This is a genomic window from Neisseria perflava, from assembly GCF_019334725.1.
In the GTDB taxonomy this organism is placed as follows: domain Bacteria; phylum Pseudomonadota; class Gammaproteobacteria; order Burkholderiales; family Neisseriaceae; genus Neisseria; species Neisseria subflava_A.
Genome location: NZ_CP079818.1, coordinates 614,990 through 638,875, shown reverse-complemented (window position 1 = coordinate 638,875; position 23,886 = coordinate 614,990). Strand labels below are relative to the sequence as shown.

Sequence of the window (23,886 nt, the reverse complement as noted above, 5' to 3'; positions counted from 1 at the left end):
CTTTGACTTAAAATACACTGCTTCTACGGCATAGACCGCTATGTCTGAAAAAGCACGTTACACAGCAAAATCAAAGCTGCGGAGCGTGTTTTTTTTTAGCCGAGATTTCCGAAGGCTGTCTTTTTTGTAAACAATTTTTATTTTTCAGACGGCCTGACCCATTTTTTTTCGAACCGACCATCATCAGGCAAACAGGATTCCATCATGACCACTCCGGCTCTTCTCGTTCTCGCTGACGGCAGCGTATTTCACGGCACATCAATCGGTTACGAAGGTTCGACTTCCGGCGAAGTCGTGTTCAACACTTCCATGACCGGCTATCAAGAAATCCTGACCGACCCTTCCTACTGCAAACAAATCGTTACCCTTACCTATCCACACATCGGCAACACCGGCACCAACGCCGAAGATGAAGAAAGCCGCAGCGTTTACGCCGCCGGTTTGATTATCCGCGACCTGCCGCTCTTGCACAGCAACTTCCGCGCATCCGAAAGCCTGCACGACTATTTGGTACGCAACAAAACCGTCGCCATCGCCGATATCGATACCCGCCGCCTGACTACCCTGTTGCGTGAAAAAGGCTCGCAAGGCGGTGCAATCTTGACCGGTGCAGATGCCACGGTTGAAAAAGCACAAGAACTGATTGCTGCATTCGGCAGCATGGTCGGCAAAGACTTGGCAAAAGAAGTTTCCTGCACAGAAACTTACGAATGGACCGAAGGCGAATGGGAATTGGGCAAAGGTTTCGTTACCCCTTCCGAACAGTCTTACCACGTTGTCGCCTACGATTTCGGCGTTAAAACCAACATCCTGCGCATGCTCGCCTCACGCGGCTGCCGCCTGACCGTCGTTCCGGCGCAAACCAGCGCGGAAGACGTCTTGGCACTCAATCCTGACGGCGTATTTCTGTCCAACGGCCCCGGCGACCCCGAGCCTTGCGACTACGCCATCAAAGCCGTACAAAAACTGATGGAAAGCGGCAAACCGATTTTCGGCATTTGCTTAGGACACCAGCTGATCAGCCTCGCCATCGGCGCAAAAACCCTGAAAATGCGCTTCAGCCATCACGGTGCCAACCACCCAGTACAAGATTTGGACAGCGGCAAAGTCGTTATTACCAGCCAAAACCACGGTTTCGCCGTCGATGCAGACACCCTGCCTGCCAACGCACGCATTACCCACAAATCCTTGTTCGACAACACTTTGCAAGGCATCGAACTGACAGACAAACCTGTATTCTGCTTCCAAGGCCACCCGGAAGCCAGCCCGGGTCCGCAAGATGTCGGTTATCTGTTTGACAAATTCATTGACAATATCAAAGCGGCGAAGCAATAAAGCGAATTTTTCAGACGGCCGTCAAATCCGGCAGGGCAGGCAGGCCGTCTGAAAATCAAGCGATTCAAAATCCTGTAACTCAAGTCAGAAAGGAAACCCCATGACTGAAAAACAAATGCGCGTCCTCTCCGTCGCAGCCACCCTGGCCGCCGTCGGTATGTACGTTGCTTATATCCCGCAAATCCAAAACAACCTTGCCGGCAACCCCGGCTCGCCGTTGCAACCCCTCGTCGCCGCCATCAACTGCACATTATGGTTTGCCTACGGCTTTTTGAAAGAAAAACGCGACTACCCCATCATACTGGCAAACGCCCCCGGTATCATTTTGGGTTTAATTACATTTATCACTAGTTTTTAAGGAAGTTTTCAGACGGCCTGTGCAAAATAAAAACGCAAAAGGTCGTCTGAAAAAAAAGATTGTTATCAAGGTGTTTCCCACACCTAATAATAAAAAAATGAACCCACCCGAAAAACTATTGACCGCCGACAACCCCGCCCTGCGCCAACGCGCAAAAGCCATGCGTCAAGAAATGAGCGAGGCGGAAGCAAAATTGTGGCAGCACCTGAGGGCAGGCCGTCTGAACGGCTATAAATTCCGCCGCCAGCAGCCGATTGGAAACTATATTGTTGATTTTATGTGCGCAACGCCCAAGCTGATTGTCGAAGCAGACGGAGGACAGCACACAGAACAAGCCGCATACGACCACGCGCGGACGGCATATCTCAACAGCCTGGGCTTTACCGTGCTGCGTTTTTGGAACCACGAAATTTTGCAGCAAACAAGCGATGTACTGGCGGAAATCCTGCGCATGTTGCAAGAATTGGAAAAGCAGCCTGCACGGTAGCAGATGGCTGATTTTGATTGGATTTTTGAAAATTATAGGATACAGGTGGGGTACAGGCTGCCTGAATTGAGCGTTTTGAAGGCCGTCTGAAAAGCAAAAAGCAGCCTGCACAACCTGTTTTCCTTGCAAAACCCTTAATTCCAACCGCCACCCCGTCCTCTCTCCCCGTGGGAGAGAGCTAGAGAGAGGGCAACAAGCCGCAAGGCTTGTATTTTGGGCGGTTAGGGTGTTGGGAAAGATTGCTGCAATTGGGAGAATACCCTCTCCCCAGCCCTCCCCTACGAGGGGAGGGAGAAGGTTGCAGCAGATTTTGCGGTTTCAGGCAGTTTAAAAAGCAGATTGGGTTTCCAGCCGTTGATTGCAGGCCGTCTGAAAAGCAAAAAGCAGCCTGCACAACCTGTTTCCTTGCAGAACCCCTAACCCGAACAGTCGCCTAGTCCTCTCTCCCGTGGGAGAGAGTTAGAGAGAGGGCAACAAGCCGCAAGGCTTGTATTTGGGGTTGTGAGGGCGTTGGAAAAGATTGCCGCAATTTTGGGAGATGCCCTCTCCCCAGCCCTCCCCCACGGGGGAGGGAGCAGGTTGCAGCAGATTCAGGCGTTGCAGGTCGTCTGAAAAAGAATGCCGGAAATATCAACGGCAGGAATTTTTCAGGCAGCCTTTATCGCAAGACAGATGGAACAAACGCCGCGAGCGTTTTTTCAGACGACCTTTGAATCCATCGGTAGGGTGTGTACCGCAAGGCACGCACGCGGTGGGTTGGGGTTGCAGGGAAAATGGAGAACGCGTGCGTGCGTACCGCACACACCCTACATACGAGCTACGGCTTACTAAAGTAGGTTGGGTTGCCAAACCCAACGTTTTTAGATGATTAAGCGGTTTCTGTTGGTTTTTCAACCCAGCCTACGCTTGCTACACTCGCTTATCATGAAGCAATATATAAATCAAATGGAAGATATTGATAAATGATAAATATAATTGCCACATGGGCTATAGCTCTAACATATATATTTCTTTTGCTCTTTATAATTGTTTTTATTCCAATTCAGCTATATTTAGAGAATATAAAGAAAAAGAAATTTAAATCTAGAATAATTGATATATTAAAAAATAATCACAACAACCTAGATCTTAATGATATAAAACAAATGACAGAAGCAGTAAACCTTAATAATTTTGCTGCCAGAAAAATTATTAAGCAACTATATTACACTGATGAATTAAATTTAAATTTAGTTAGACAATTACAAAAGGAAATCCAACAAGAAGAACCTTTTGATGGCTGCTCAGACGAACTAAAACCGACACTAATAGGAATAAATGAACTTTTGGAAATACATGGATCTGAAAGTCAAAAACATTTATTAACTCCAATTATTTCTGAATTAAAAGAATTAAATCAGATCAAACATGATCACAAAAAAATGAAAACACAAAGTTATATAGCCTATATCATAGCCATTATCAGTTTCTTCATAGGCAGTATTAGCTTTTATTACACAATTACAGCCCCATCAGGAAAAGAGATTGCCAATACTGTTGTAGAGCAATTAAAAGCCAATCAAAATCAGTAATAAGTTTTTAGCTAAACATTTGATTTCATAGAAAGACCCACCATGCCCAAACGTACCGACCTAAAATCCATCCTTATCATCGGCGCCGGCCCTATCGTTATCGGTCAAGCCTGCGAATTTGACTATTCGGGCGCACAGGCCTGCAAAGCCTTGCGTGAAGAAGGCTATAAAGTCATTTTGGTAAACTCCAACCCCGCCACCATCATGACCGACCCTGAAATGGCGGATGTTACCTACATCGAGCCGATTATGTGGCAAACGGTGGAAAAAATTATCGCCAAAGAGCGTCCTGACGCGATTCTGCCCACGATGGGCGGCCAGACCGCGCTGAACTGCGCGCTAGATTTGGCGCGTAACGGCGTATTGGCGAAATACAACGTCGAGCTGATTGGCGCGACCGAAGACGCGATTGACAAGGCGGAAGACCGTGGCCGCTTTAAAGAAGCGATGGAAAAAATCGGTTTGTCTTGCCCGAAATCTTTTGTCTGCCACACCATGAACGAGGCTTTGGCAGCGCAGGAACAGGTCGGCTTCCCTACCCTGATTCGTCCTTCTTTTACCATGGGCGGTTCGGGCGGCGGCATTGCCTACAACAAAGATGAGTTTTTGGCGATTTGCGAACGCGGTTTCGATGCGTCGCCTACGCATGAGTTGCTGATTGAGCAGTCTGTTCTCGGTTGGAAAGAGTACGAGATGGAAGTTGTACGCGATAAAAACGACAACTGCATCATTATCTGCTCGATTGAAAACTTCGACCCGATGGGCGTGCATACCGGCGACTCCATCACTGTTGCGCCTGCACAAACATTGACCGACAAAGAATACCAAATCATGCGTAATGCTTCGTTGGCGGTATTGCGCGAAATCGGCGTGGACACGGGCGGCTCGAACGTGCAGTTTGCGGTAAACCCTGAAAACGGCGAGATGATTGTCATTGAGATGAACCCGCGCGTGAGCCGTTCTTCCGCGTTGGCCTCTAAAGCAACGGGCTTCCCGATTGCGAAGGTGGCGGCGAAACTGGCGGTCGGCTTTACGCTGGACGAGTTGCGCAACGATATTACAGGCGGCCGTACGCCCGCGTCGTTCGAGCCTTCCATCGACTATGTCGTGACCAAAATCCCGCGTTTTGCGTTTGAAAAATTCCCTGCTGCAGACGACCGTCTGACCACGCAGATGAAATCCGTGGGCGAAGTGATGGCGATGGGCCGTACCATTCAAGAAAGCTTCCAAAAAGCCTTGCGCGGTTTGGAAACCGGCTTGTGCGGCTTCAACCCTCGCAGCGAAGACAAAGCGGAAATCCGCCGCGAACTGGCCAACCCTGGCCCTGAGCGTATGCTGTTTGTAGCCGATGCGTTCCGCGCAGGCTTCACACTGGAAGAAATCCACGAAATCTGCGCCATCGACCCTTGGTTCTTGGCGCAAATCGAAGACTTGGTGAAAGAAGAAAAATCGGTTTCAGACGGCCAGTTGCAAGACTTGGATTATGCCGCTTTGCGCCGTCTGAAACGCAAAGGCTTCTCTGACAAACGTTTGGCACAATTGTTGAACGTAAGCGAAAAAGAAGTCCGCGAACACCGCTACGCGCTGAACCTGCATCCGGTTTACAAACGCGTCGACACCTGCGCCGCCGAGTTTGCCACCGAAACCGCCTACCTCTACTCCACTTACGAAGAAGAATGCGAATCCCGTCCTTCCGACCGTAAAAAAGTGATGATTCTCGGCGGCGGTCCAAACCGCATCGGCCAAGGTATCGAATTTGACTACTGCTGCGTTCATGCTGCACTCGCCCTGCGCGAATCCGGTTTTGAAACCATCATGGTCAACTGCAACCCTGAAACCGTATCTACCGACTTCGACACCAGCGACCGCCTGTACTTCGAGCCGCTGACGCTGGAAGACGTGTTGGAAATCGTCCGCACCGAAAACCCATGGGGCGTGATTGTGCATTACGGTGGCCAAACCCCGCTCAAACTCGCCAACGCGCTGGTTGAAAACGGCGTGAACATCATCGGTACATCTGCCGACAGCATCGACGCCGCCGAAGACCGCGAACGCTTCCAAAAAGTGTTGAACGACTTAGGCCTGCGCCAGCCGCCCAACCGCATCGCCCACAACGAAGAAGAAGCGCTCGTCAAAGCTGAAGAAATCGGTTATCCGCTGGTCGTTCGCCCGTCTTACGTACTCGGCGGCCGCGCCATGCAGATTGTTCACTCTGCCGAAGAGTTGCAAAAATACATGCGCGAAGCCGTACAAGTTTCCGAAGACAGCCCTGTATTGCTCGACTTCTTCTTGAACAACGCCATCGAAGTGGACGTAGACTGCGTTTCAGACGGCCAAGATGTCGTGATCGGCGGCATCATGCAACACGTCGAACAAGCAGGTATCCACTCCGGCGACTCCGGCTGTTCATTGCCTCCATACTCTTTGGACGAAGAAATCCAAGACGAAATCCGCCGTCAAACCAAAGCCATGGCATACGCGCTGGGCGTGGTCGGCTTGATGAACGTACAGTTTGCCGTACAAGACGGCGTGGTCTTCGTACTGGAAGTGAACCCACGCGCCAGCCGTACCGTACCGTTCGTATCCAAAGCCACCGGCGTACCGCTCGCCAAAGTCGGCGCACGCGTGATGGCAGGCATTTCGCTGAAAGAGCAAGGCGTGGAAAAAGAAGTCATCCCAGACTTCTATGCCGTTAAAGAAGCCGTGTTCCCATTCATCAAATTCCCGGGTGTGGACACCATTCTCGGCCCTGAAATGCGCTCTACCGGCGAAGTCATGGGCGTAGGCGCAAGCTTCGGCGAAGCCTACTTCAAAGCCCAACTCGGCGCAGGCGAACGCTTGAGTACAACAGGCAAAGTGTTCCTCGCCGTACGCGATGAAGACAAACCGCTCATCGTCAAAACCGCACAAAACTTCCAAGCACTCGGCTACGGTGTCTGCGCCACACGCGGTACCGCCGAATACTTGAAAGAACACGGCATCATCGTGCAAGCGGTCAACAAAGTGCAGGAAGGCCGCCCACACATCGTGGACGCAATTAAAAACGGCGAAATCGCACTGGTGGTCAACACCGTCGGCAGCACAGTACAATCTGTTACCGACAGCCACAGCATCCGCCGCACCTCCCTCACCCAACGCGTACCGCAATACACCACCATCGCCGGCGGCGAAGCCATGAGCGAAGGCGCAAAAAGCCGCGAGCACTTGGGCGTGTACAGCGTACAGGAATTGCATGGTCGTCTGAAAAACAAAGCCTAATCAATCCTATCGGATTTAAATAGCTAAAAAGGCCGTCTGAAACCTGATTGCTCAGTTTCAGACGGCCTTTCTGTAAAAATAAGGAAAACGTAATGAAACAAACTATTCAAGAAAAACTGACTCAAATTTCACTTGCCGAACCACTGCATTTTCTGTTGGCGGCGGAGAGCGGAAGCCGCGCATGGGGCTTTGCTTCGCCCGACAGCGATTATGATGTCCGCACCATTTATATCCGTCCGCAGGAACATTATCTGCAAATCGACGAAGCAAAAGATACGTTTGAATTTATCGAAAACCAATGGTTTGACGTAGGCGGCTGGGACATCCGCAAGGCTTTGCACCTGTTGAGAAAAAGCAATGCCGTATTGCTGGAATGGTTGCGTTCGCCGATTGTTTATACACAAGATGAGGCATTCATAGGCCGTCTGAACGAACTTGCGCCCCAATACGTCCAAGCCGCTGCGTTGTTGCACCATTATCGCGGTATCGCCGGCAATGCTTTAAAAGCTATGGATTTGGCGCAGCCGATTAAATTGAAGAAATGGTTTTACGTCTTACGCCCTTTATTGGCGGCACGCTGGGCGGTGAAACAAGGCGGTATTCCGCCAATGACTTTGGTTGAGTTGATGAATGAGTGGCAGACAGATTGTGCTACCCAAATTACTGATCTGGTTGCATTAAAAGCAGGACAGGACGAAAGTTATCTGCACACATTATCGCCAGAGCTGCAAAAGCTGACTGTTGACCTATATAACGAAGTTTACGCCTTGTCTGCCCCTACTGCCGAACCTGCCGATAGCGGGCCTTTGAACGAATTATTCCGTTCCACCTTGGCAACCATTTATCCGTAAAAGGCTGTCTGAATATGCTGACCCTCGAAGACTTGCACACGCAAAACCTGATTCTGCTTGAAGCCGTGTCCGGCAGCCGTGCCTACGGTTTGGCAACGCCCGAGTCCGATACCGACATCAAAGGCGTGTTTTACCTGCCCAAATCCATGTTTTACGGCATGGAATACATCCCGCAAATCAGCAATGAAACCAACGACATTGTGTATTACGAACTGGGACGATTTATCGAATTGCTGCTGCAAAGCAATCCGAACACGCTGGAGCTGCTGGCTTCCCCTTCCGACTGTGTGCGATACCGTTCGCCATTGATGGATGCGTTCAAAACCGAATGGTTTATCTCCAAAACCTGCCAGCAAAGTTTTGCAGGCTATGCCTACGGACAAATCAAAAAAGCACGGGGATTGAATAAAAAAATCAGCAATCCGATGCCGTCTGAAAAGAAAAGCATCCTTGATTTCTGCCACATCATAGAAGGCAGGCAAACCGTACCGTTACAGTACTGGCTTGCACAACGCGGAATGGAACAAAGGCGTGTAGGCTTAATCAAAATAGCCCACGCCCGAGAACTTTATGCCCTGTTTTACGATGCCGACGGCACACTTGGCTACCACGGTATTGCACCCAAATCCGAAGCCACAACGCTTTCACTCAGCACCATTCCAGAAGGTGAAACACCGCTTGCCCATCTATCCTTCAACCAAGACGGATACAGCAGCTACTGCCGCGAATATGCCTCTTATCAACAATGGCTGACAGAACGCAACGAAACACGCTATCAAGGCACGCAGGCGCACGGCCAAGGTTACGATGCAAAAAATATGATGCACACCTTCCGCCTGCTTGAAACCGCACGCGATATTGCCCTTCATGGCGAAATCCGTCCACGCCGTCCCAATCGTGACGAATTGCTGGCCATCAAGCGCGGTTCTTTTCCTTACGATGAACTGTTGGCGCGTGCAGAAACATTGATTAACGAAGTAGAAAATTTGTTCGCCCAGTCCGATCTGTCAGAAGCTGTAAACAGCACTTTGGCAATCAATGCCCTCGTCGAAATCCGAACCAAGATTTACGGATAAGAAAATCAAAAACAGAGGCCGTCTGAAATTATGTGTTTCCGCTTTTCAGACGGCCTTTTCATATTTCAAATTCTAACCGTCTGTCCATCAAAACAACCTTTTCTGCCATCTCCAAACAAGCAATAGCAACATGAAATATAATTTCGTTATTGATTGGATTCATACGACAAAATTGTTGTTTTTTCATCATAATCCCAAAATATCGAGTTTAACGCCTATTCTCCTTGCTTTATAATGGCCGTCCAAAATAAAAATACAATTAAAGCAGAAGCATGTCTTTGCAACTTAAGCAGATTTGCATAATTAAATATATGCTTTAATCATAATAATGATAAAATAATACGGCTTTCCTCTAAATTAAAGGGAAAACTGCACAAGAAACGGAAAATAAAATGAGTGTCGGATTATTGCGTGTTTTGGTTCAAAGCCAAACCATCTCAAATCAACAAGCGGAACATTACAACAGCCTTTTACAATCGGGCAAAGAAATCCTGCCCAACCTGTTTTCAGACGGCATCATCTCCCCTAAAGCTTTGGGAGAGTTGGTCGCGCGCGTATTCAGCTATCCCCTTTTGGATTTGCGCTACTACCCACGCAATAATGTAGTCAGCGACATTCTGACGGAAGAGCAAATGGTGCAAAACCGTTGCATTCCGATTTTCAAACGCGGACGCAAGGTTTATTTCGCCGTATCCGATCCTACCCAAATCCAAAACTTTCAAAAAATCGCTTTTGCTTCAGGTTTAAGTGTCGACTTGGTCGTGGTTCCAGACGACCAGCTCAGCTCATTGCTGGAATGGCTGGGTCAACGTTCGACCACCATTCTGAAAGAAATCAACGACGAACATGAAGCAACACAGCAATCGCAATCGCTTTATATCGACAATGAAGAAGCTGAAGACGGCCCTATCCCCCGCTTCATCCACAAAACTTTATCAGATGCCCTGAACGCTGGCGCATCAGACATCCACTTTGAATTCTACGAACAAATGGCGCGCGTTCGTTTCCGTGTGGACGGACAATTGCGTGAAGTCGTACAACCTCCTGTCGCCGTGCGCGGCCAGTTGGCATCGCGCATCAAAGTGATGGCGCGTTTGGATATTTCCGAAAAACGTATTCCGCAAGACGGCAGAATTCAAATTGCCTTCCATAAACACGGCCGTCCGATTGACTTCCGTGTCAGCACTTTGCCGACATTGTTTGGCGAAAAAGTGGTGATGCGTATCCTAAATTCCGATGGTACATCGCTCAATATCGACCAACTCGGCTTAGAGCCTTTCCAAAAAGAAATGCTGCTTGAGGCCATCAACCGCCCTTACGGCATGGTATTGGTTACCGGTCCGACAGGTTCGGGCAAAACCGTTTCGCTCTATACTTGCCTGAGTATTTTGAACACGGAAGATGTGAACATTTCGACGGCAGAAGATCCGGCCGAGATTAACCTGCCGGGCGTCAACCAAGTCAACGTCAATGAAAAACAAGGCCTGACGTTTGCTGCCGCACTCCGATCCTTCTTACGTCAAGATCCTGATATTATTATGGTCGGTGAGATTCGTGACTTGGAAACCGCCGACATCGCCATTAAAGCCGCCCAAACCGGCCACATGGTTTTCTCTACCTTGCATACCAATAATGCACCGGCCACGCTGTCCCGCCTTTTGAACATGGGTGTTGCGCCTTTCAACATCGCCAGCTCGGTCAGCCTGATTATGGCGCAAAGGCTGTTGCGCAGACTGTGTCCAAACTGCAAACGCGAAGTTGAACGCCCTCCGGTTCCGGCATTGAAAAAAGCCGGCTTTACCGATGCGGACTTGGCTCAAGATTGGAAACTCTACCGCCCGGTTGGTTGTGACAGCTGCCGCGGTAAAGGATTTAAAGGCCGCGTCGGTATTTATGAAGTCATGCCGGTCAGTGATGAAATGCAAAAAGTCATTATGAACAACGGTACAGAAGTTGATATCATGAACATGGCCTATCAGGAAGGCATGGTAGACTTGCGTCGAGCCGGTCTCATGAAAGTCATGCAGGGCCTGACTTCGTTGGAAGAAGTGACTGCCCATACCAATGACTAAACTGCCATATTTTCGAAAATTAAAATAAAGCGGCACGGGGAAACAGTCCGCTTTATTTCTTACTAACAAGGGATAACTCATGGCTCAAGCAGAGCAAAAAAGAAGTCTGTTCGGCTCAAGAAGCAAAGGCAAGCGTTTTACATTTGAAGGAAAAAACATCGAGACCGAACGTCTTGTTCGTGGTGAAGTAGTTGCCAAAGACGAAGAAGAAGCACGCAAAAAACTCCAACGCAGAGGCATTCGCCCTTTGCGTATCAGCAAAGTCAAAACCGCACGCAAACGCCGTATTACCCAAGAAGACATTACTGTGTTCACCCGCCAACTGGCAACAATGATGAAGGCAGGCTTACCGCTGATGCAGGCATTTGAAATCGTTGCACGCGGCCACTCCAATCCGAGCATGACCGAAATGCTGATGCAGGTTCGCTCCGATGTCGAACAAGGTAGCGCATTGGGTAAATCGTTCTCTAAATATCCAAAATATTTCGACCGTTTCTATTGCAATCTGGTCAGCGCAGGCGAGTCCGGCGGCGTACTGGAAAGCCTATTGGACAAACTGGCTGTCTATAAAGAAAAAACCCAAGCCATTAAGAAAAAGGTTAAAACCGCGCTGACCTACCCGATTGCCATTATCGTGGTGGCCATCGCGCTTATCTTCATCATGATGATGTTTGTACTGCCAGCCTTTAAAGAAGTTTATGCCAATATGGGTGCAGAGCTGCCAGGCCTTACCCAACTCGTCATGAGCTTGTCTGATTTATTCGTCGATTACGGCTGGATTATGATCATCCTTTTGATTGTTTCCGCCTTCGGCCTGTACAAACTCCATGAAAAATCGCCTACCTTCCAAAAACGAATCGATGCTCTGATTTTGAGACTGCCTGTTTTTGGTACCATTGTCCGAAAAGCGACCATTGCCCGTTGGGCGCGTACGACTTCCACCCTCTTCGCAGCCGGCGTTCCTTTGGTGGAAGTATTAGATTCAGTTGCAGGCGCATCCGGCAATATTCTCTATGAAGAAGCTACTCAAGACATCCGTGCCAAGGTAACACAAGGTCTGTCGCTGACATCCAGTATGCAAAGCACGGATATGTTCCCCAATATGGTAATCCAAATGGCGGCCATCGGCGAAGAGTCAGGCTCTTTGGATGATATGCTGAACAAAGCAGCCGAATTCTACGAAGATGAAGTAGACAACTCCGTCTCCCGATTGTCTCACTTGATGGAGCCTATTATCATGGTGGTATTGGGTTCGCTCATCGGTATTTTGCTGATTGCCATGTATCTGCCGTTGTTTAACTTGGGTAATGTCGTAGGTTGATATGCTTGATAGTATTTACTCTGCCATCGACGCCCTCTCCGTTCTTGCGCCATTCGCTATTCCTTTAGCCGTTATTTTAGGATTACTGATTGGTAGCTTTCTGAACGTCGTCATTTATCGCACGCCGATAATGATGGAGCGTGAATGGACACAATTTTCCAAAGAGCATTTGGGCATCGAGCTGACAGACGAAGAAAAACAGCCATTTAATCTGCGTAAACCGGATTCACACTGCCCAAAATGCGGAAGTCCGATCAGAGTTTGGCAAAATATACCCATCCTCAGCTATGTTTTCCTAGGTGGGAAATGCCACGCCTGCAAAACCCATATCAGCATACGCTATCCGTTGATTGAGCTGCTGACAGGTGTCTTATTCGGTATTGTCGCGTGGCAATACGGCTGGTCATGGGCAACTATTGGTGGATTGATTCTGACTGCCATATTGATAGCGCTGACCTTTATCGATACCGATACGCAATATTTGCCCGACAGCCTGACTCAGCCCCTAATTTGGATCGGCCTGCTGTTTAATCTGAATGATACATTCGTTCCCCTGCATTCAGCCGTTTGGGGTGCGATTGCAGGCTATATGAGCCTTTATACTTTATGCGCCGTCTATAAACTTCTGACCGGTAAAATCGGCATGGGCAATGGCGACTTCAAACTTTTGGCCGCACTCGGTGCATGGCTGGGCGTAGGAATTTTGCCTGTTCTGATCTTTATGGCTGCCTTAGTCGGGCTGTTAGGCGCACTCATCGCCCGCGTCGGCAAAGGCCAATATTTTGCTTTTGGTCCCAGCCTCGCTGTAGCAGGATGGATTATTTTGGTTGCCAATGCACCTATTACCCAACTGGTACAATGGTGGCTCGTACAATCAGGATTCCGATAATGACATTATGGATAGGCTTGACCGGCGGTATCGGTAGCGGCAAATCATCTATTGCCCAAATGTTTGCCGAACTTGGCGTACCCATTATCGATGCCGATGCCATCAGCCGCTCACTGACCGCTGAAAACGGCGAAGCCCTTCCTGCCATCCGCCAACTTTTCGGGGATGAGGTTTTTGATCATGAAGGCCGTCTGAATCGTATGGCTTTACGGGAAGAAGTTTTCAGACGGCCTCAATCCAAAAAACAACTGGAAAACCTGCTTCTGCCATTAATATTAAACAAAATCCAACAGCAGAAACAACAACTTGCCTCCTCCACCTACGGGATTGTCGATGTACCGCTTTTGATTGAGAATCCGGCATTTAAAGCAGAGACCGACCGCATTTTGGTCGTAGATGTTCCAGAGTCCGTCCAAATCGAACGCGTACATCAACGCAATGGTTTTTCAGAAGAGCAGACGCGTCAAATCATGGCCACCCAAGCTTCTCGATCTGACAGACTGCTGCATGCCGACGATGTATTGGACAATACTCATAGCATGGAAGAAGCAAAAATCAAGGTTGCCCGTTTGCATCAATACTATCAATCTATTGCACAAACTCTGAAAGAAACTGCATGACCGCTCCTGTTGTAAAATGTCCGACCTGCCACAAAGAAGTCGTTTGGAACACCGACAGCCCCTACCGCCCTTTCTGCAGCAAACGGTGCAAACTCATTGATTTAGGCGAATGGGCACAAGAAAAATACACCGTTTCTTCGGAAGACGACCCCTTTTCAGACCTGTTGGACGGCAAATAAACTGCGTCGCCTCCTTCAGCCTATCCAAAACAGGCTCAAAACAGTAAAATACCCTCTTTATTCCAACCTATTCCATCCACCATGCTCACCTTCCAACAAATTATTTTCAAATTACAAAACTACTGGGCAGACAAAGGCTGCACCGTTATCCAACCTTTCGATATGGAAGTCGGTGCCGGTACTTCGCATCCAGCCACCTGCCTGCGCGCATTAGGCCCAGAGCCTTGGTTTGCCGCTTACGTTCAACCCAGCCGCCGTCCCAAAGACGGCCGCTATGGCGACAACCCCAACCGCCTGCAACACTACTATCAATTCCAAGTTGCGCTCAAACCTGCACCAGCCAACATTCAAGACCTATACCTCGACTCCCTGCGTGAATTGGGTATCGACCCTAAAGTACACGACATCCGCTTTGTCGAAGATGACTGGGAAAACCCTACTCTCGGCGCTTGGGGCTTGGGTTGGGAAGTTTGGCTCAACGGCATGGAAGTAACCCAATTCACCTACTTCCAACAAGTCGGCGGTATCGACTGCTCTCCTGTGCTCGGTGAAATCACCTACGGTATCGAGCGTCTCGCCATGTATCTGCAAGGCGTGGAAAACGTGTACGACCTCGTTTGGGCAAAAACCCTTGATGGCAACATCGTGACTTACGGCGACGTTTATCATCAAAACGAAGTCGAGCAATCCACCTACAACTTCGAATACAGCGATGCCGATTGGCTCTTGCGCCAATTCAACGACTATGAAGAACAAGCCAAACGCCTGCTTGCAGTTGAAGACACCAGTCTTGCCCTGCCTGCTTACGAGCTTGTACTCAAAGCCGGCCACACGTTCAACCTCTTGGATGCACGCGGTGCCATTTCCGTTACCGAACGCGCAACCTACATCGGCCGTATTCGTGCGCTGAGCCGTATCGTTGCTCAAAAATTTGTTGAAAGCCGCGAGAAACTGGGCTTCCCATTGCTTAAAAACCAATAAGCCCACATATGCTTACCACGCCGCCGCCCTTTGATATATTCAAGTGGCGGCGTTTCTATTTTCAGACGGCCTTAACGCCGATGCCATCGCAAACACTTCCAGCCTGCTTTCAGGTAAAATAAGCCCTTTATTACATAAACCGTCTGAAAACATGAGTTCATCCTCTTCTAAAAAAATTCCCTTTTTCTTACTTTCCCTCGTCGCCATCATTCTTGACCAACTGAGCAAATGGGAAATCTTGAGACACTTTACCGAAGGCGAACGCCTCAACATCATTCCAGACTTTTTTGACCTGACCCTTGCCTATAATCCAGGCGCGGCATTCAGCTTTTTGGCCGACCAAGGCGGCTGGCAAAAATTCTTCTTTTTAGGTCTGGCCGTCGTTATCAGCCTGTATTTGGCCCGTGCCATCTGGCGTGATGAATTTGGCCGCTGGGGCAAACTGGGGGCTGCCATGATTATCGGTGGCGCGATTGGCAATGTGGTTGACCGCCTGATTCACGGCCACGTTGTCGATTTTCTGCTTTTCTATTGGCAAAACTGGTTTTACCCTGCATTTAACATTGCCGACAGTTTTATCTGCGTTGGCGCAGTTTGCTTGGTAATAGATGGTTTGCTGCACAAAAAAACACCTTCAAACGACACAAAGGCCGTCTGAAAACGGAACACACATGACTCAAAAAACCATTATCCTTGCCAATCCCCGCGGCTTCTGTGCCGGTGTTGACCGTGCCATCAGCATTGTTGAACGTGCACTCGAAGAATTCGGCGCGCCCATTTACGTCCGCCATGAGGTCGTTCACAACAAATTCGTCGTGGATAATCTTCGGGCAAAAGGTGCTATATTTGTCGATAACTTGGCGGATGTCCCAAAGGGTGCCACACTGATTTACTCGGCTCACGGCGTATCCAAAGCCGTACAGGAAGAAGCGGCACAACGCGGTTTCCGCGTTTTTGATGCCACCTGCCCTTTGGTCACCAAAGTTCATAAAGAAGTAGCCCGCCTTGATGCCCAAGATTACGAAATCATTATGATCGGTCACAAAGGTCATGTCGAAGTGGAAGGCACAATGGGACAATTGCCTCCGGGCAAAATGTTTTTGGTTGAGACAGTGGAAGATGTAGCCGGACTGAACGTCAAAAATCCTGATAAGCTTGCCTATGTGAGCCAAACCACTTTATCGGTGGATGAAACCAAAGATATTATTGCGGCCTTAAACCAACGCTTCCCCAATATCCGCAATCCGCACAAAGAAGACATCTGCTACGCCACAACCAACCGCCAAACTGCTGTTAAAGAATTGGCCGAAGAATGCGATCTCGTAATTGTTGTCGGCTCGCCCAACTCTTCCAACAGCAACCGCTTGCGTGAAGTAGCTGCATTGCGCGGAGTTGATGCCTATATGGTCGATAATGCTTCCTATCTGAAAAAAGAATGGTTTGAAAACAAAACCAAGGTTGGTGTCACTGCCGGCGCATCTGCGCCCGAAGTCTTGGTTCGAGAAGTCTTACAAACCATTCAAGATTGGGGACATGAAACCATACGTGAAGGTGAAGGTGCAGAAGAAAGCATTGTATTTGTCTTGCCCAAAGAATTGCGTCGTGAGGGCGAAAACAAGCAAATTCTCAATAAAGGGTAAGTTTATTATTTACTTTATTTGAACTTAAGGCCGTCTGAAAATTTTCAGACGGCCTTAAGTATATTTTACTAATAAAAAAGACCCGCCTTAAAGGCAGGTCTTTTCATACATGATCCTGATTATTTATCAGAAGTATGTTGCTGACGGCGCAAGATAGCAGGAATTTCAAAGTCATCCAGCACAGACTGGTTGCTGAAATCAGCCGCAGTCAGGTTCATAGAACGGATATTGCGGTTAGTACGAACCAGGCTTTCAGCATTGCTTTGGCTTTGAGCTTGGGGCGCTTCTTCCGCACCGCGTACCAATTGTTGGGTACGGGCAGCAGCACGCAGTTGGTTGTCAGTACCGTTTTCTTTCAAGCCGGTAGCAATGATGGTAATACGGATAGCGTCTTCGCTCATACTCTCGTCTTCGGCAGCACCAAATTTGCATTCCACTTCAGGGTGTGCATTTTGGTTGACGATACGCATAATCTCGTTGAACTCAGACATTTTCAGGCAGCCAGGAGCAGTGGTAATGTTTACCAATACGCCGCGTGCACCATCTAAAGTAACGTTATCCAAGAGCGGGCTGGAGATAGCTTGATCGGTAGCCAAACGGGCACGGTCGATACCTTGCGCGAAACCTGAACCCATCATGGCGATACCGCGATTGCTCATCACGGTTTTCACGTCGGCGAAGTCCAAGTTGATCATGTCGCTAGGGCAAGTCACCACTTCGGAAATACCGGCAACCGCATCACGCAGTACATTGTCGGCCGCACGGAAAGCTTCACGCATAGTCACGTCTTCGCCCAAGGCAGTCATCAATTTGTCGTTCGGGATAATGATCAGGGAATCAACGCGCTCTTTAAGTTGATCCAAACCTGCTTGAGCGATATGTACGCGCTTGCCTTCGTAAGCAAACGGACGGGTTACAACCGCAACGGTCAGGATACCCATTTCTTTAGCGATTTCAGCCACAACAGGAGCGGAGCCGGTACCTGTACCACCACCCATACCGGTAGTGATGAACAGCATGTTTGCACCGCGGATGGCATCTTCGATGGCTTCGCGATCTTCTTGAGCAGCGGCGCGGCCGATTTCAGGATTTGCACCGGCACCCAAACCGCGAGTCAGGTTTGTACCTAATTGAATGCGTTTAGCCGCATTGTTTTTAGCCAATGATTGCGCATCGGTATTGGCACTGATGAACTCAACACCATGAATAGTGTTGGCAACCATATTGTTGATGGCATTACAGCCGCCACCACCCAAACCGATAACTTTAATAACAGCAGGGCTCGTTGCTGATTCTGCTACGTCGTAAACAAATTCCATTCAATAATCCTCCGCGCCCCGCTTTATAAGGACGGTTCAAAAATAACTCATTATCCGTATTATATAAGAAGTATCCAGATACTGGCAAAAATCTTCTTACCATTCGGCTGTCGGCGTTATATTTTTACTACATTTTTTAACAGAAAATATACAAGTTTTAAATTATCCACTTGGCAATTATTTAAAACCGTTTAATTTCACTTAAATATTCAGGACAAACGGTTGGTACACCGCCTGCCCTGAAAACTTTTATCAGAAATTGTCTTTAACGAATTTCATCAGTCTTGCCCACAGACTGATTTTTTCAGCCTGATCATGGACCACAATGGCACCTGTCACCGGCGCGCCGTCTTCCTCTCCCCTTGCCGCCTGCAAAAGACCGATGGCGGTTGAATAGCGTGGATTACGGATACGCTCAGATACACCACCCATTTCCTGTGGAACACCGATACGTGCCGGCAGGTTGAAGATTTCTTCCGCCAACTCAACAATACCGGTCAACATAGAAGCACCACCGGTCAAAACGATACCGGAAGTCAGCACTTCTTCAGGGAAACCGGAGCGGCGCAATTCATTCAGCGTCAATTCCAAAATCTCTTCTACGCGCGGGCCGATGATTTCAGCCAATACACGGCGTGAAATTTGACGCGATTGACGGTCGCCAACGCTAGGGACTTCAATCATTTCATCCAAGCCGTCCATAGTCGGAATCGCAGCGCCGTAATGGATTTTGATGTACTCGGCTGCGCTGTGCGGCGTACGCAAGGCTTGCGCCAAGTCTTTGGTAATCAAATCGCCGGCAACGGGAATAACCGCAGTATGGCGGATGGCGCCATTAGTATAAACCGCGATGTCGGTTGTACCGCCACCGATATCGATGACGCACACACCCAAATCTTTTTCGTCTTCAGTCAAAACGGCGTGACCGCTTGCCAAAGGCTGAAGCATGATTTGATCCATTTGCAGGCCGCAGCGTTGGATACATTTTTGGATATTTTGCAAAGCAGTGTTCGCACCGGTAATGATGTGTACACGGGTATCCAAACGCACGCCGCTCATACCGATAGGTTCTTTCACACCGGGTTGGTTGTCGATGATGTACTCTTGAACCACGGTATGCAAGATATTGTGATCAGGCGGAATATTGATGGCTTTTGCCGTTTCGATGGCACGATCGATGTCGGCTTGCGATACTTCGCCATCTTTAATTTTGACCACGCCTTGTGAATTCAGGCTGCGGATATGGTTACCGGCAATACCGGTGACGACGTGGGAAATTTTGGTATCTGCCATCAGCTCGGCATCTTCTACCGCCTGACGAATGGCTTGCGCAGTGGCGTCAATGTTGGTCACCATACCTGCACGCAGACCACGTGAAGGGCTTTGACCCAAGCCAACAATGTGGATTTCGTTATCTTCCCGAATCTCACCGATTAAGGCGATGACCTTGGACGTACCAATGTCTAAGGCACTGATATATTTATTTTGTTGTTGTTCCATAATTGCTCGTTCGCTATGTTGTCTGACTGACGGTTTGATTATTTTTGAAACAAGATTGCTTCACGTCTAATCGGCTATTCACTGTCGGAAGGGTTTTCAGACGGCCGGTAACGGACTGAAAAACCATCCTTATAACGCATATCGACATACTCGATACTACTTTGTTTTTTACGCAGCAGCGATGGCCAAATCTGGGCAAATTGCTGCAAACGTTTGATTTCGTTTTCACGCCCCAAGCGCACGGTAATGCCGTTGTTCAATACAAGCAGCCATGCCGACCGCGGCGTGTAGATCAATTCTTTGATGGTCAGTTTCAACGGACTCAAAATACCGGAAAAGTCCGCATAATGTTTGACCATATCTTTGCCTGTCCCCTGCTGCCCTTCAAATATAGGCAGGTCCTGTTTCAGGCTTGCGGCAAACACATTGCCCTTACTGTCCACCAAGCCGCCAGCGCGCCAGTGTGCAACCGGCACACGCTCTGTCAGGATAATCTCCACTGTTTCCGGAAAACGGCGGCGTACCATTGCCGAGTCAATCCAAGGCAATTCCTGAAAAGCGGCCTGCGCCGAATCAATATCGGCGCGGAACATATTACCCCTGATATGCTCTCGTGCAACGGTTTGCAATTCTTTGCTGGAAGCATATTTCAGCTTACCCTGAATGGCAATCTGTTTCACAGGGAAATATTTGGAATTGTAAAGCCAAGCTATGCCCGAACCTATCAGCAGAAAGGTCATCAACAACAATAGCCGGCGGGTCAGTCGACCCAGTGCGCCTGCATCATCCCACATGAGCGGTCTTCAAAATCTCAATACATAAATCAGCAAAATCCACGCCGATATGGCTTGCAGATTTTGGCACCAAACTGTGGCTGGTCATACCGGGCAAGGTATTGATTTCCAAAAGATACAGCTTACCGTCCGTATCTTTCAGAAAGTCCACGCGCGAACAACCTTCCGCACCAATCGCCTGCGCGCCACGCACGGCCAGTTCGCGCATCAGGTTTTCCTCCGCCTCGCTCAAATCTTCCGACGGGCATTGATAAACCGTATCGTCGCGGTTGTATTTAGCCTCGTAGTCGTAAAACTCGGTAGCCGGAATAATATGAATACTCGGCAGGCCTTTGCCGTTCAATACCGGGCAAGAATACTCGCCGCCGCCTATAAAGCGTTCGGCAATGATTTCGCCCTGCAAATGTTTCAATTCTTCGTAAACGCTTTTCAGACGGCCTTTTTCTTTGACTTTTACCACACCGACGCTACTGCCTTCCGCGGCGGGTTTCACAAACATCGGCAGGCCCAATTTTTCTTCAACGGCATCAAAGTTGCTGTCGTCATGCAATACGGCAAACTCAGGAACAGGCAAGCCCACAGCCTGCCAAATCAGTTTGCAGCGGTATTTGTCCATACCCAGTGCAGAAGCGGCCACGCCGCTACCGGTGTAAGGAATACCCATCAGCTCCAATGCACCTTGAATCGCGCCATCTTCGCCGAAAGTGCCGTGCAGAATATTGAAGGCCGTCTGAAAACCTTGTGTTTTCAATTCAGACAACGGGGTTTCTTTGGGGTCGAACGCATGGGCATCGACGCCTTTGCTTTTCAAGGCAGCCAAAATAGCGGCGCCACTGTCCAGCGAAACTTCGCGCTCGCTGGAGAAACCACCCATCAACACGGCCACTTTGCCAAAATTCTGCATAATTTCCACTTTCTTAAATACTGATACAGGCCGTCTGAATATTATTCAGACGACCTATCTGTCCTCAAAGGCCAATATGCCTGTTTATTATGATTGTTTCGACAATTCCACCAATGCAGACGGAACGCGGTTGATGCTGCCGGCACCCATATTCAGAACAACATCGCCGTCTTGCAAAACATTCAGCAGCATTTGCGGCAGGTCGGCAACGTTTTCGCAGTAAATAGGCTCAAGTTTGCCCAATACGCGGATGGCGCGCGCCAAGGCGCGGGAATCGGCTGCGGCAATCGGCTCTTCACCTGCGGCATAAACTTCGGTCAACACCAGCGCATCAACGGTATTGAGGACTTTAGTAAAGTCTTCAAACAAATCGCGTGTACGGGTATAGCGGTGCGGTTGGAAAGCCAAGACCAAGCGTTTTTCAGGGTATGCGCCGCGTGCAGCAGAAAGGGTTGCCGCCATTTCGACAGGATGGTGGCCATAATCGTCCACCAGCAAAACGGTTCCGCCGTTTGGCAATTTGATGTCGCCATATTTTTGGAAGCGGCGGCCGACGCCTTCAAAGCCGAGCAAGCCTTTTTGGATGGCTTCAACCGATGCGCCAACTTCCAGCGCAACACCAATAGCCGCCAACGCATTGAGGACGTTGTGGCGACCGGGCATATTCAAAACAACTTCAAACGGCTCTTGCTCATGTCCTTTCATTTGAACATGAACGGTAAATTTCATTTGCGCTCCGATGTTTTCAATATCGGTTGCGTAGATATCGGCAGTATCATCCAGGCCGTAAGTAGCGTAAGGTTTGCTTACTTTTGGCAAAATCGCGCGGACGTGTTCGCTGTCGATACACAAGAACGCTTTGCCGTAAAACGGCATACGGTGGATGAAATCCACAAACGCCTGATGCAGCTTCTCAACGCTGTGGCCGTAAGTATCCATATGGTCTTCGTCGATATTGGTCACGACGGACATAATCGGGGTCAGATGCAAGAAAGAAGCATCGGATTCGTCGGCTTCGGCAACGATGTATTCACCTTTACCCAAACGGGCATTGGTACCTGCGGCATTAAGTTTGCCACCGATAACGAAAGTAGGATCAAGTCCTGCCGCGCCGAGAATAGAAGCAGTCAAGCTGGTTGTCGTGGTTTTGCCGTGTGTACCTGCAATGGCGATACCATCGCGGAAGCGCATCAGTTCCGCCAACATCAACGCGCGCGGAATCACGGGAATCTGCTGTTCCAACGCGGCAACAACCTCAGGATTGTCTTTTTTGACGGCAGTAGAGGTAACAACCACGTCGGCACCGTTGACGTGTTCGGCAGTATGGCCAGGGTAAACTTGGATACCGAGAGCGCTCAAATGCTCAGTAACGGCATTACGCGCCTGATCCGAACCGGAAACTTTAAAGCCCAAATTGTGTAAAACTTCGGCAATACCACTCATGCCGACGCCGCCGATTCCGACAAAATGGATGTTGGTAACTCGATTTTTCATCATAACGTTGCGTTCCGGTTGGTTTTTAGTGCGTAAAGGCGTTATTTTAAAGGGCTATCCGCTTCTGCGCTATGCTTTTATTGTAAAGGAATTTTAACAAAAGCAATGAAGGCCGTCTGAAACGCCTTTAATCAACTTTTCAGACGGCCTTTAATCGAAGTTTGCCTGCTTATTCAGTACAGGATATGGCAATTTCCGCCACATCGTCCGCACTGTGCGGCAACGCCAGCGTACGGGCATTTTTCGCCCATTTCAGGCATTTTTCACGGTTTAATCCACCGAGGATTTCGGCCAGTTTTTCTGCCGTCAGTTGAGTTTGCGGCAACAGCAAACCAGCTTCGGCCTGCACCATAAAGCGCGCATTGGCTGTTTGGTGATCGTCTACCGCGTGCGGATACGGCACCAGCAATGCACCCAAACCGGCAGCCGTCAACTCGGCAATCGTCAGCGCGCCGGCACGACAAATCACTAAATCGGCATCGCGGTAGGCGGATACCATATCGGTAATAAATTCGACGCACTCGGCTTGCACACCCAATGCATCGTAATCCGCCTGCAGGTTGCCCAATTTATTGCGGCCGGACTGATGATACATTTGCGGACGGGCAGCCTCAGGCAACAATGCCAAAGCTTGCGGAACGGTTTTGTTCAACACATCCGCACCCAAACTACCACCCATCACCAAAACTTTCAGACGGCCCTGGCGGTTTTCAAAGCGTTCTTCAGGAACAGGCAATGCCGCAATATCGGCACGGACAGGGTTACCCACCAATCCGCCTTCATGTTGAAAGGCTTTCGGGAAAGCATACAGAACACGTTTTGCCCAACGCGACAGTTGGCGGTTGGACAAACCGGCTACGGCGTTTTGCTCATGAATCACAATCGGCACACCGGAAATTTTTGCCGCCAAGCCACCGGGGAAAGTAACAAAACCACCAAAACCGATCACACACTCGACACGGTGTTTCTTAATAATCTGCTGCGCCGCACGGACAGTTTTATACAGCGTAAACGGCAACATCAGCTTGCGCTTGATGCCGTTGCCACGGATTCCTTTAATGGCCAGCGTTTCCAAGCGTATGCCGTATTGCGGCACGATACGCTCTTCCATCGAATCCTGACTGCCCAGCCAAATCACATGATGGCCGCGCTTTTGCAGCGACTCGGCAACCGCCAATGCAGGGAAAATATGACCGCCCGTACCGCCGGCCATCAGCATAAAAGTTTTACCGCTCAT

22 protein-coding genes are annotated in these 23,886 nt (G+C 49.2%); 15 read left to right on the top strand and 7 right to left on the bottom strand.

Annotation, left to right across the window (positions count from 1 at the left end; translation table 11 throughout):
• Positions 1-204: 204 nt before the first annotated feature.
• The 3 genes from carA to LPB400_RS03220 all read left to right on the top strand — a co-directional run bounded on the left by carA (position 205) and on the right by LPB400_RS03220 (position 2,180).
• Complete coding sequence (gene carA, locus LPB400_RS03230) at positions 205-1,335, top strand: glutamine-hydrolyzing carbamoyl-phosphate synthase small subunit (RefSeq protein WP_107768722.1); 1,131 nt, start codon at positions 205-207, stop codon at positions 1,333-1,335.
• A 100-nt stretch (positions 1,336-1,435) separates the two neighbouring features.
• On the top strand, positions 1,436-1,693 hold the full coding sequence (locus LPB400_RS03225) for a SemiSWEET family transporter (RefSeq protein WP_219089385.1): 258 nt from the start codon (positions 1,436-1,438) through the stop codon (positions 1,691-1,693).
• A 97-nt stretch (positions 1,694-1,790) separates the two neighbouring features.
• Complete coding sequence (locus LPB400_RS03220; RefSeq protein WP_219089383.1) at positions 1,791-2,180, top strand: endonuclease domain-containing protein; 390 nt, start codon at positions 1,791-1,793, stop codon at positions 2,178-2,180.
• A 630-nt stretch (positions 2,181-2,810) separates the two neighbouring features.
• Here the strand turns inward: LPB400_RS03220 and LPB400_RS03215 are convergent.
• Positions 2,811-2,981 (bottom strand): hypothetical protein, encoded by a 171-nt coding sequence (locus LPB400_RS03215; protein ID WP_219089381.1) that lies wholly within the window; start codon positions 2,979-2,981, stop codon positions 2,811-2,813.
• Positions 2,982-3,142: 161 nt separating this feature from the next.
• On the opposite strand from LPB400_RS03215, the gene LPB400_RS03210 reads away from it, so the two are divergent.
• From LPB400_RS03210 to ispH, 12 genes are all read left to right on the top strand, one after another.
• Positions 3,143-3,751 (top strand): hypothetical protein, encoded by a 609-nt coding sequence (locus LPB400_RS03210; RefSeq protein ID WP_219089376.1) that lies wholly within the window; start codon positions 3,143-3,145, stop codon positions 3,749-3,751.
• A 42-nt stretch (positions 3,752-3,793) separates the two neighbouring features.
• Positions 3,794-7,009: a carbamoyl-phosphate synthase large subunit gene (carB, locus tag LPB400_RS03205; RefSeq protein ID WP_063069315.1), complete on the top strand. Its 3,216-nt coding sequence runs from the start codon at positions 3,794-3,796 to the stop codon at positions 7,007-7,009.
• Positions 7,010-7,101: 92 nt separating this feature from the next.
• Entirely contained in the window at positions 7,102-7,860 is a 759-nt protein-coding gene (locus LPB400_RS03200) for a nucleotidyltransferase domain-containing protein (RefSeq protein WP_219089374.1), read from the top strand.
• 14 nt (positions 7,861-7,874) lie between these two features.
• Complete coding sequence (locus LPB400_RS03195; RefSeq protein WP_219089372.1) at positions 7,875-8,936, top strand: DNA polymerase beta superfamily protein; 1,062 nt, start codon at positions 7,875-7,877, stop codon at positions 8,934-8,936.
• A gap of 392 nt (positions 8,937-9,328) precedes the next feature.
• A complete protein-coding gene (pilB, locus tag LPB400_RS03190) occupies positions 9,329-11,008 on the top strand; it encodes a type IV-A pilus assembly ATPase PilB (RefSeq protein ID WP_070824176.1) in 1,680 nt (559 codons plus the stop codon).
• A 79-nt stretch (positions 11,009-11,087) separates the two neighbouring features.
• On the top strand, positions 11,088-12,329 hold the full coding sequence (locus tag LPB400_RS03185; protein WP_219089370.1) for a type II secretion system F family protein: 1,242 nt from the start codon (positions 11,088-11,090) through the stop codon (positions 12,327-12,329).
• 1 nt (position 12,330) lies between these two features.
• A complete protein-coding gene (locus tag LPB400_RS03180) occupies positions 12,331-13,218 on the top strand; it encodes a prepilin peptidase (RefSeq protein ID WP_225905497.1) in 888 nt (295 codons plus the stop codon).
• Positions 13,218-13,838, top strand: coding sequence for a dephospho-CoA kinase (coaE, locus tag LPB400_RS03175; RefSeq protein ID WP_219089368.1), 621 nt, complete (start codon positions 13,218-13,220; stop codon positions 13,836-13,838). Before LPB400_RS03180 ends, coaE begins: the two co-directional genes overlap by 1 nt.
• Entirely contained in the window at positions 13,835-14,017 is a 183-nt protein-coding gene (gene yacG, locus LPB400_RS03170) for a DNA gyrase inhibitor YacG (RefSeq protein ID WP_003682475.1), read from the top strand. The genes coaE and yacG overlap by 4 nt, the downstream gene beginning before the upstream one ends.
• A gap of 81 nt (positions 14,018-14,098) precedes the next feature.
• Positions 14,099-14,998, top strand: coding sequence for a glycine--tRNA ligase subunit alpha (gene glyQ / locus LPB400_RS03165; protein WP_003685919.1), 900 nt, complete (start codon positions 14,099-14,101; stop codon positions 14,996-14,998).
• A gap of 151 nt (positions 14,999-15,149) precedes the next feature.
• Complete coding sequence (gene lspA, locus LPB400_RS03160; RefSeq protein ID WP_219089366.1) at positions 15,150-15,656, top strand: signal peptidase II; 507 nt, start codon at positions 15,150-15,152, stop codon at positions 15,654-15,656.
• A 13-nt stretch (positions 15,657-15,669) separates the two neighbouring features.
• A complete protein-coding gene (gene ispH, locus LPB400_RS03155; RefSeq protein WP_219089364.1) occupies positions 15,670-16,638 on the top strand; it encodes a 4-hydroxy-3-methylbut-2-enyl diphosphate reductase in 969 nt (322 codons plus the stop codon).
• Positions 16,639-16,757: 119 nt separating this feature from the next.
• On the opposite strand, the gene ftsZ is transcribed toward ispH, so the two are convergent.
• The 6 genes from ftsZ to murG form a co-directional block, all read right to left on the bottom strand.
• The gene (ftsZ, locus tag LPB400_RS03150) at positions 16,758-17,957 is read right to left on the bottom strand and encodes a cell division protein FtsZ (RefSeq protein WP_070585169.1); all 1,200 of its coding nucleotides are present in this window, start codon (positions 17,955-17,957) and stop codon (positions 16,758-16,760) included.
• 252 nt (positions 17,958-18,209) lie between these two features.
• Positions 18,210-19,457, bottom strand: a complete 1,248-nt coding sequence (gene ftsA / locus LPB400_RS03145; RefSeq protein WP_070606053.1) for a cell division protein FtsA — start codon at positions 19,455-19,457, stop codon at positions 18,210-18,212.
• 74 nt (positions 19,458-19,531) lie between these two features.
• Positions 19,532-20,251: a cell division protein FtsQ/DivIB gene (locus tag LPB400_RS03140; RefSeq protein ID WP_219089362.1), complete on the bottom strand. Its 720-nt coding sequence runs from the start codon at positions 20,249-20,251 to the stop codon at positions 19,532-19,534.
• Positions 20,241-21,155, bottom strand: a complete 915-nt coding sequence (locus LPB400_RS03135) for a D-alanine--D-alanine ligase (RefSeq protein WP_219089360.1) — start codon at positions 21,153-21,155, stop codon at positions 20,241-20,243. Before LPB400_RS03135 ends, LPB400_RS03140 begins: the two co-directional genes overlap by 11 nt.
• 87 nt (positions 21,156-21,242) lie before the next feature.
• A complete protein-coding gene (murC, locus tag LPB400_RS03130; RefSeq protein WP_219089358.1) occupies positions 21,243-22,652 on the bottom strand; it encodes a UDP-N-acetylmuramate--L-alanine ligase in 1,410 nt (469 codons plus the stop codon).
• Positions 22,653-22,818: 166 nt separating this feature from the next.
• Positions 22,819-23,886, bottom strand: a complete 1,068-nt coding sequence (murG, locus tag LPB400_RS03125; protein WP_219089356.1) for an undecaprenyldiphospho-muramoylpentapeptide beta-N-acetylglucosaminyltransferase — start codon at positions 23,884-23,886, stop codon at positions 22,819-22,821.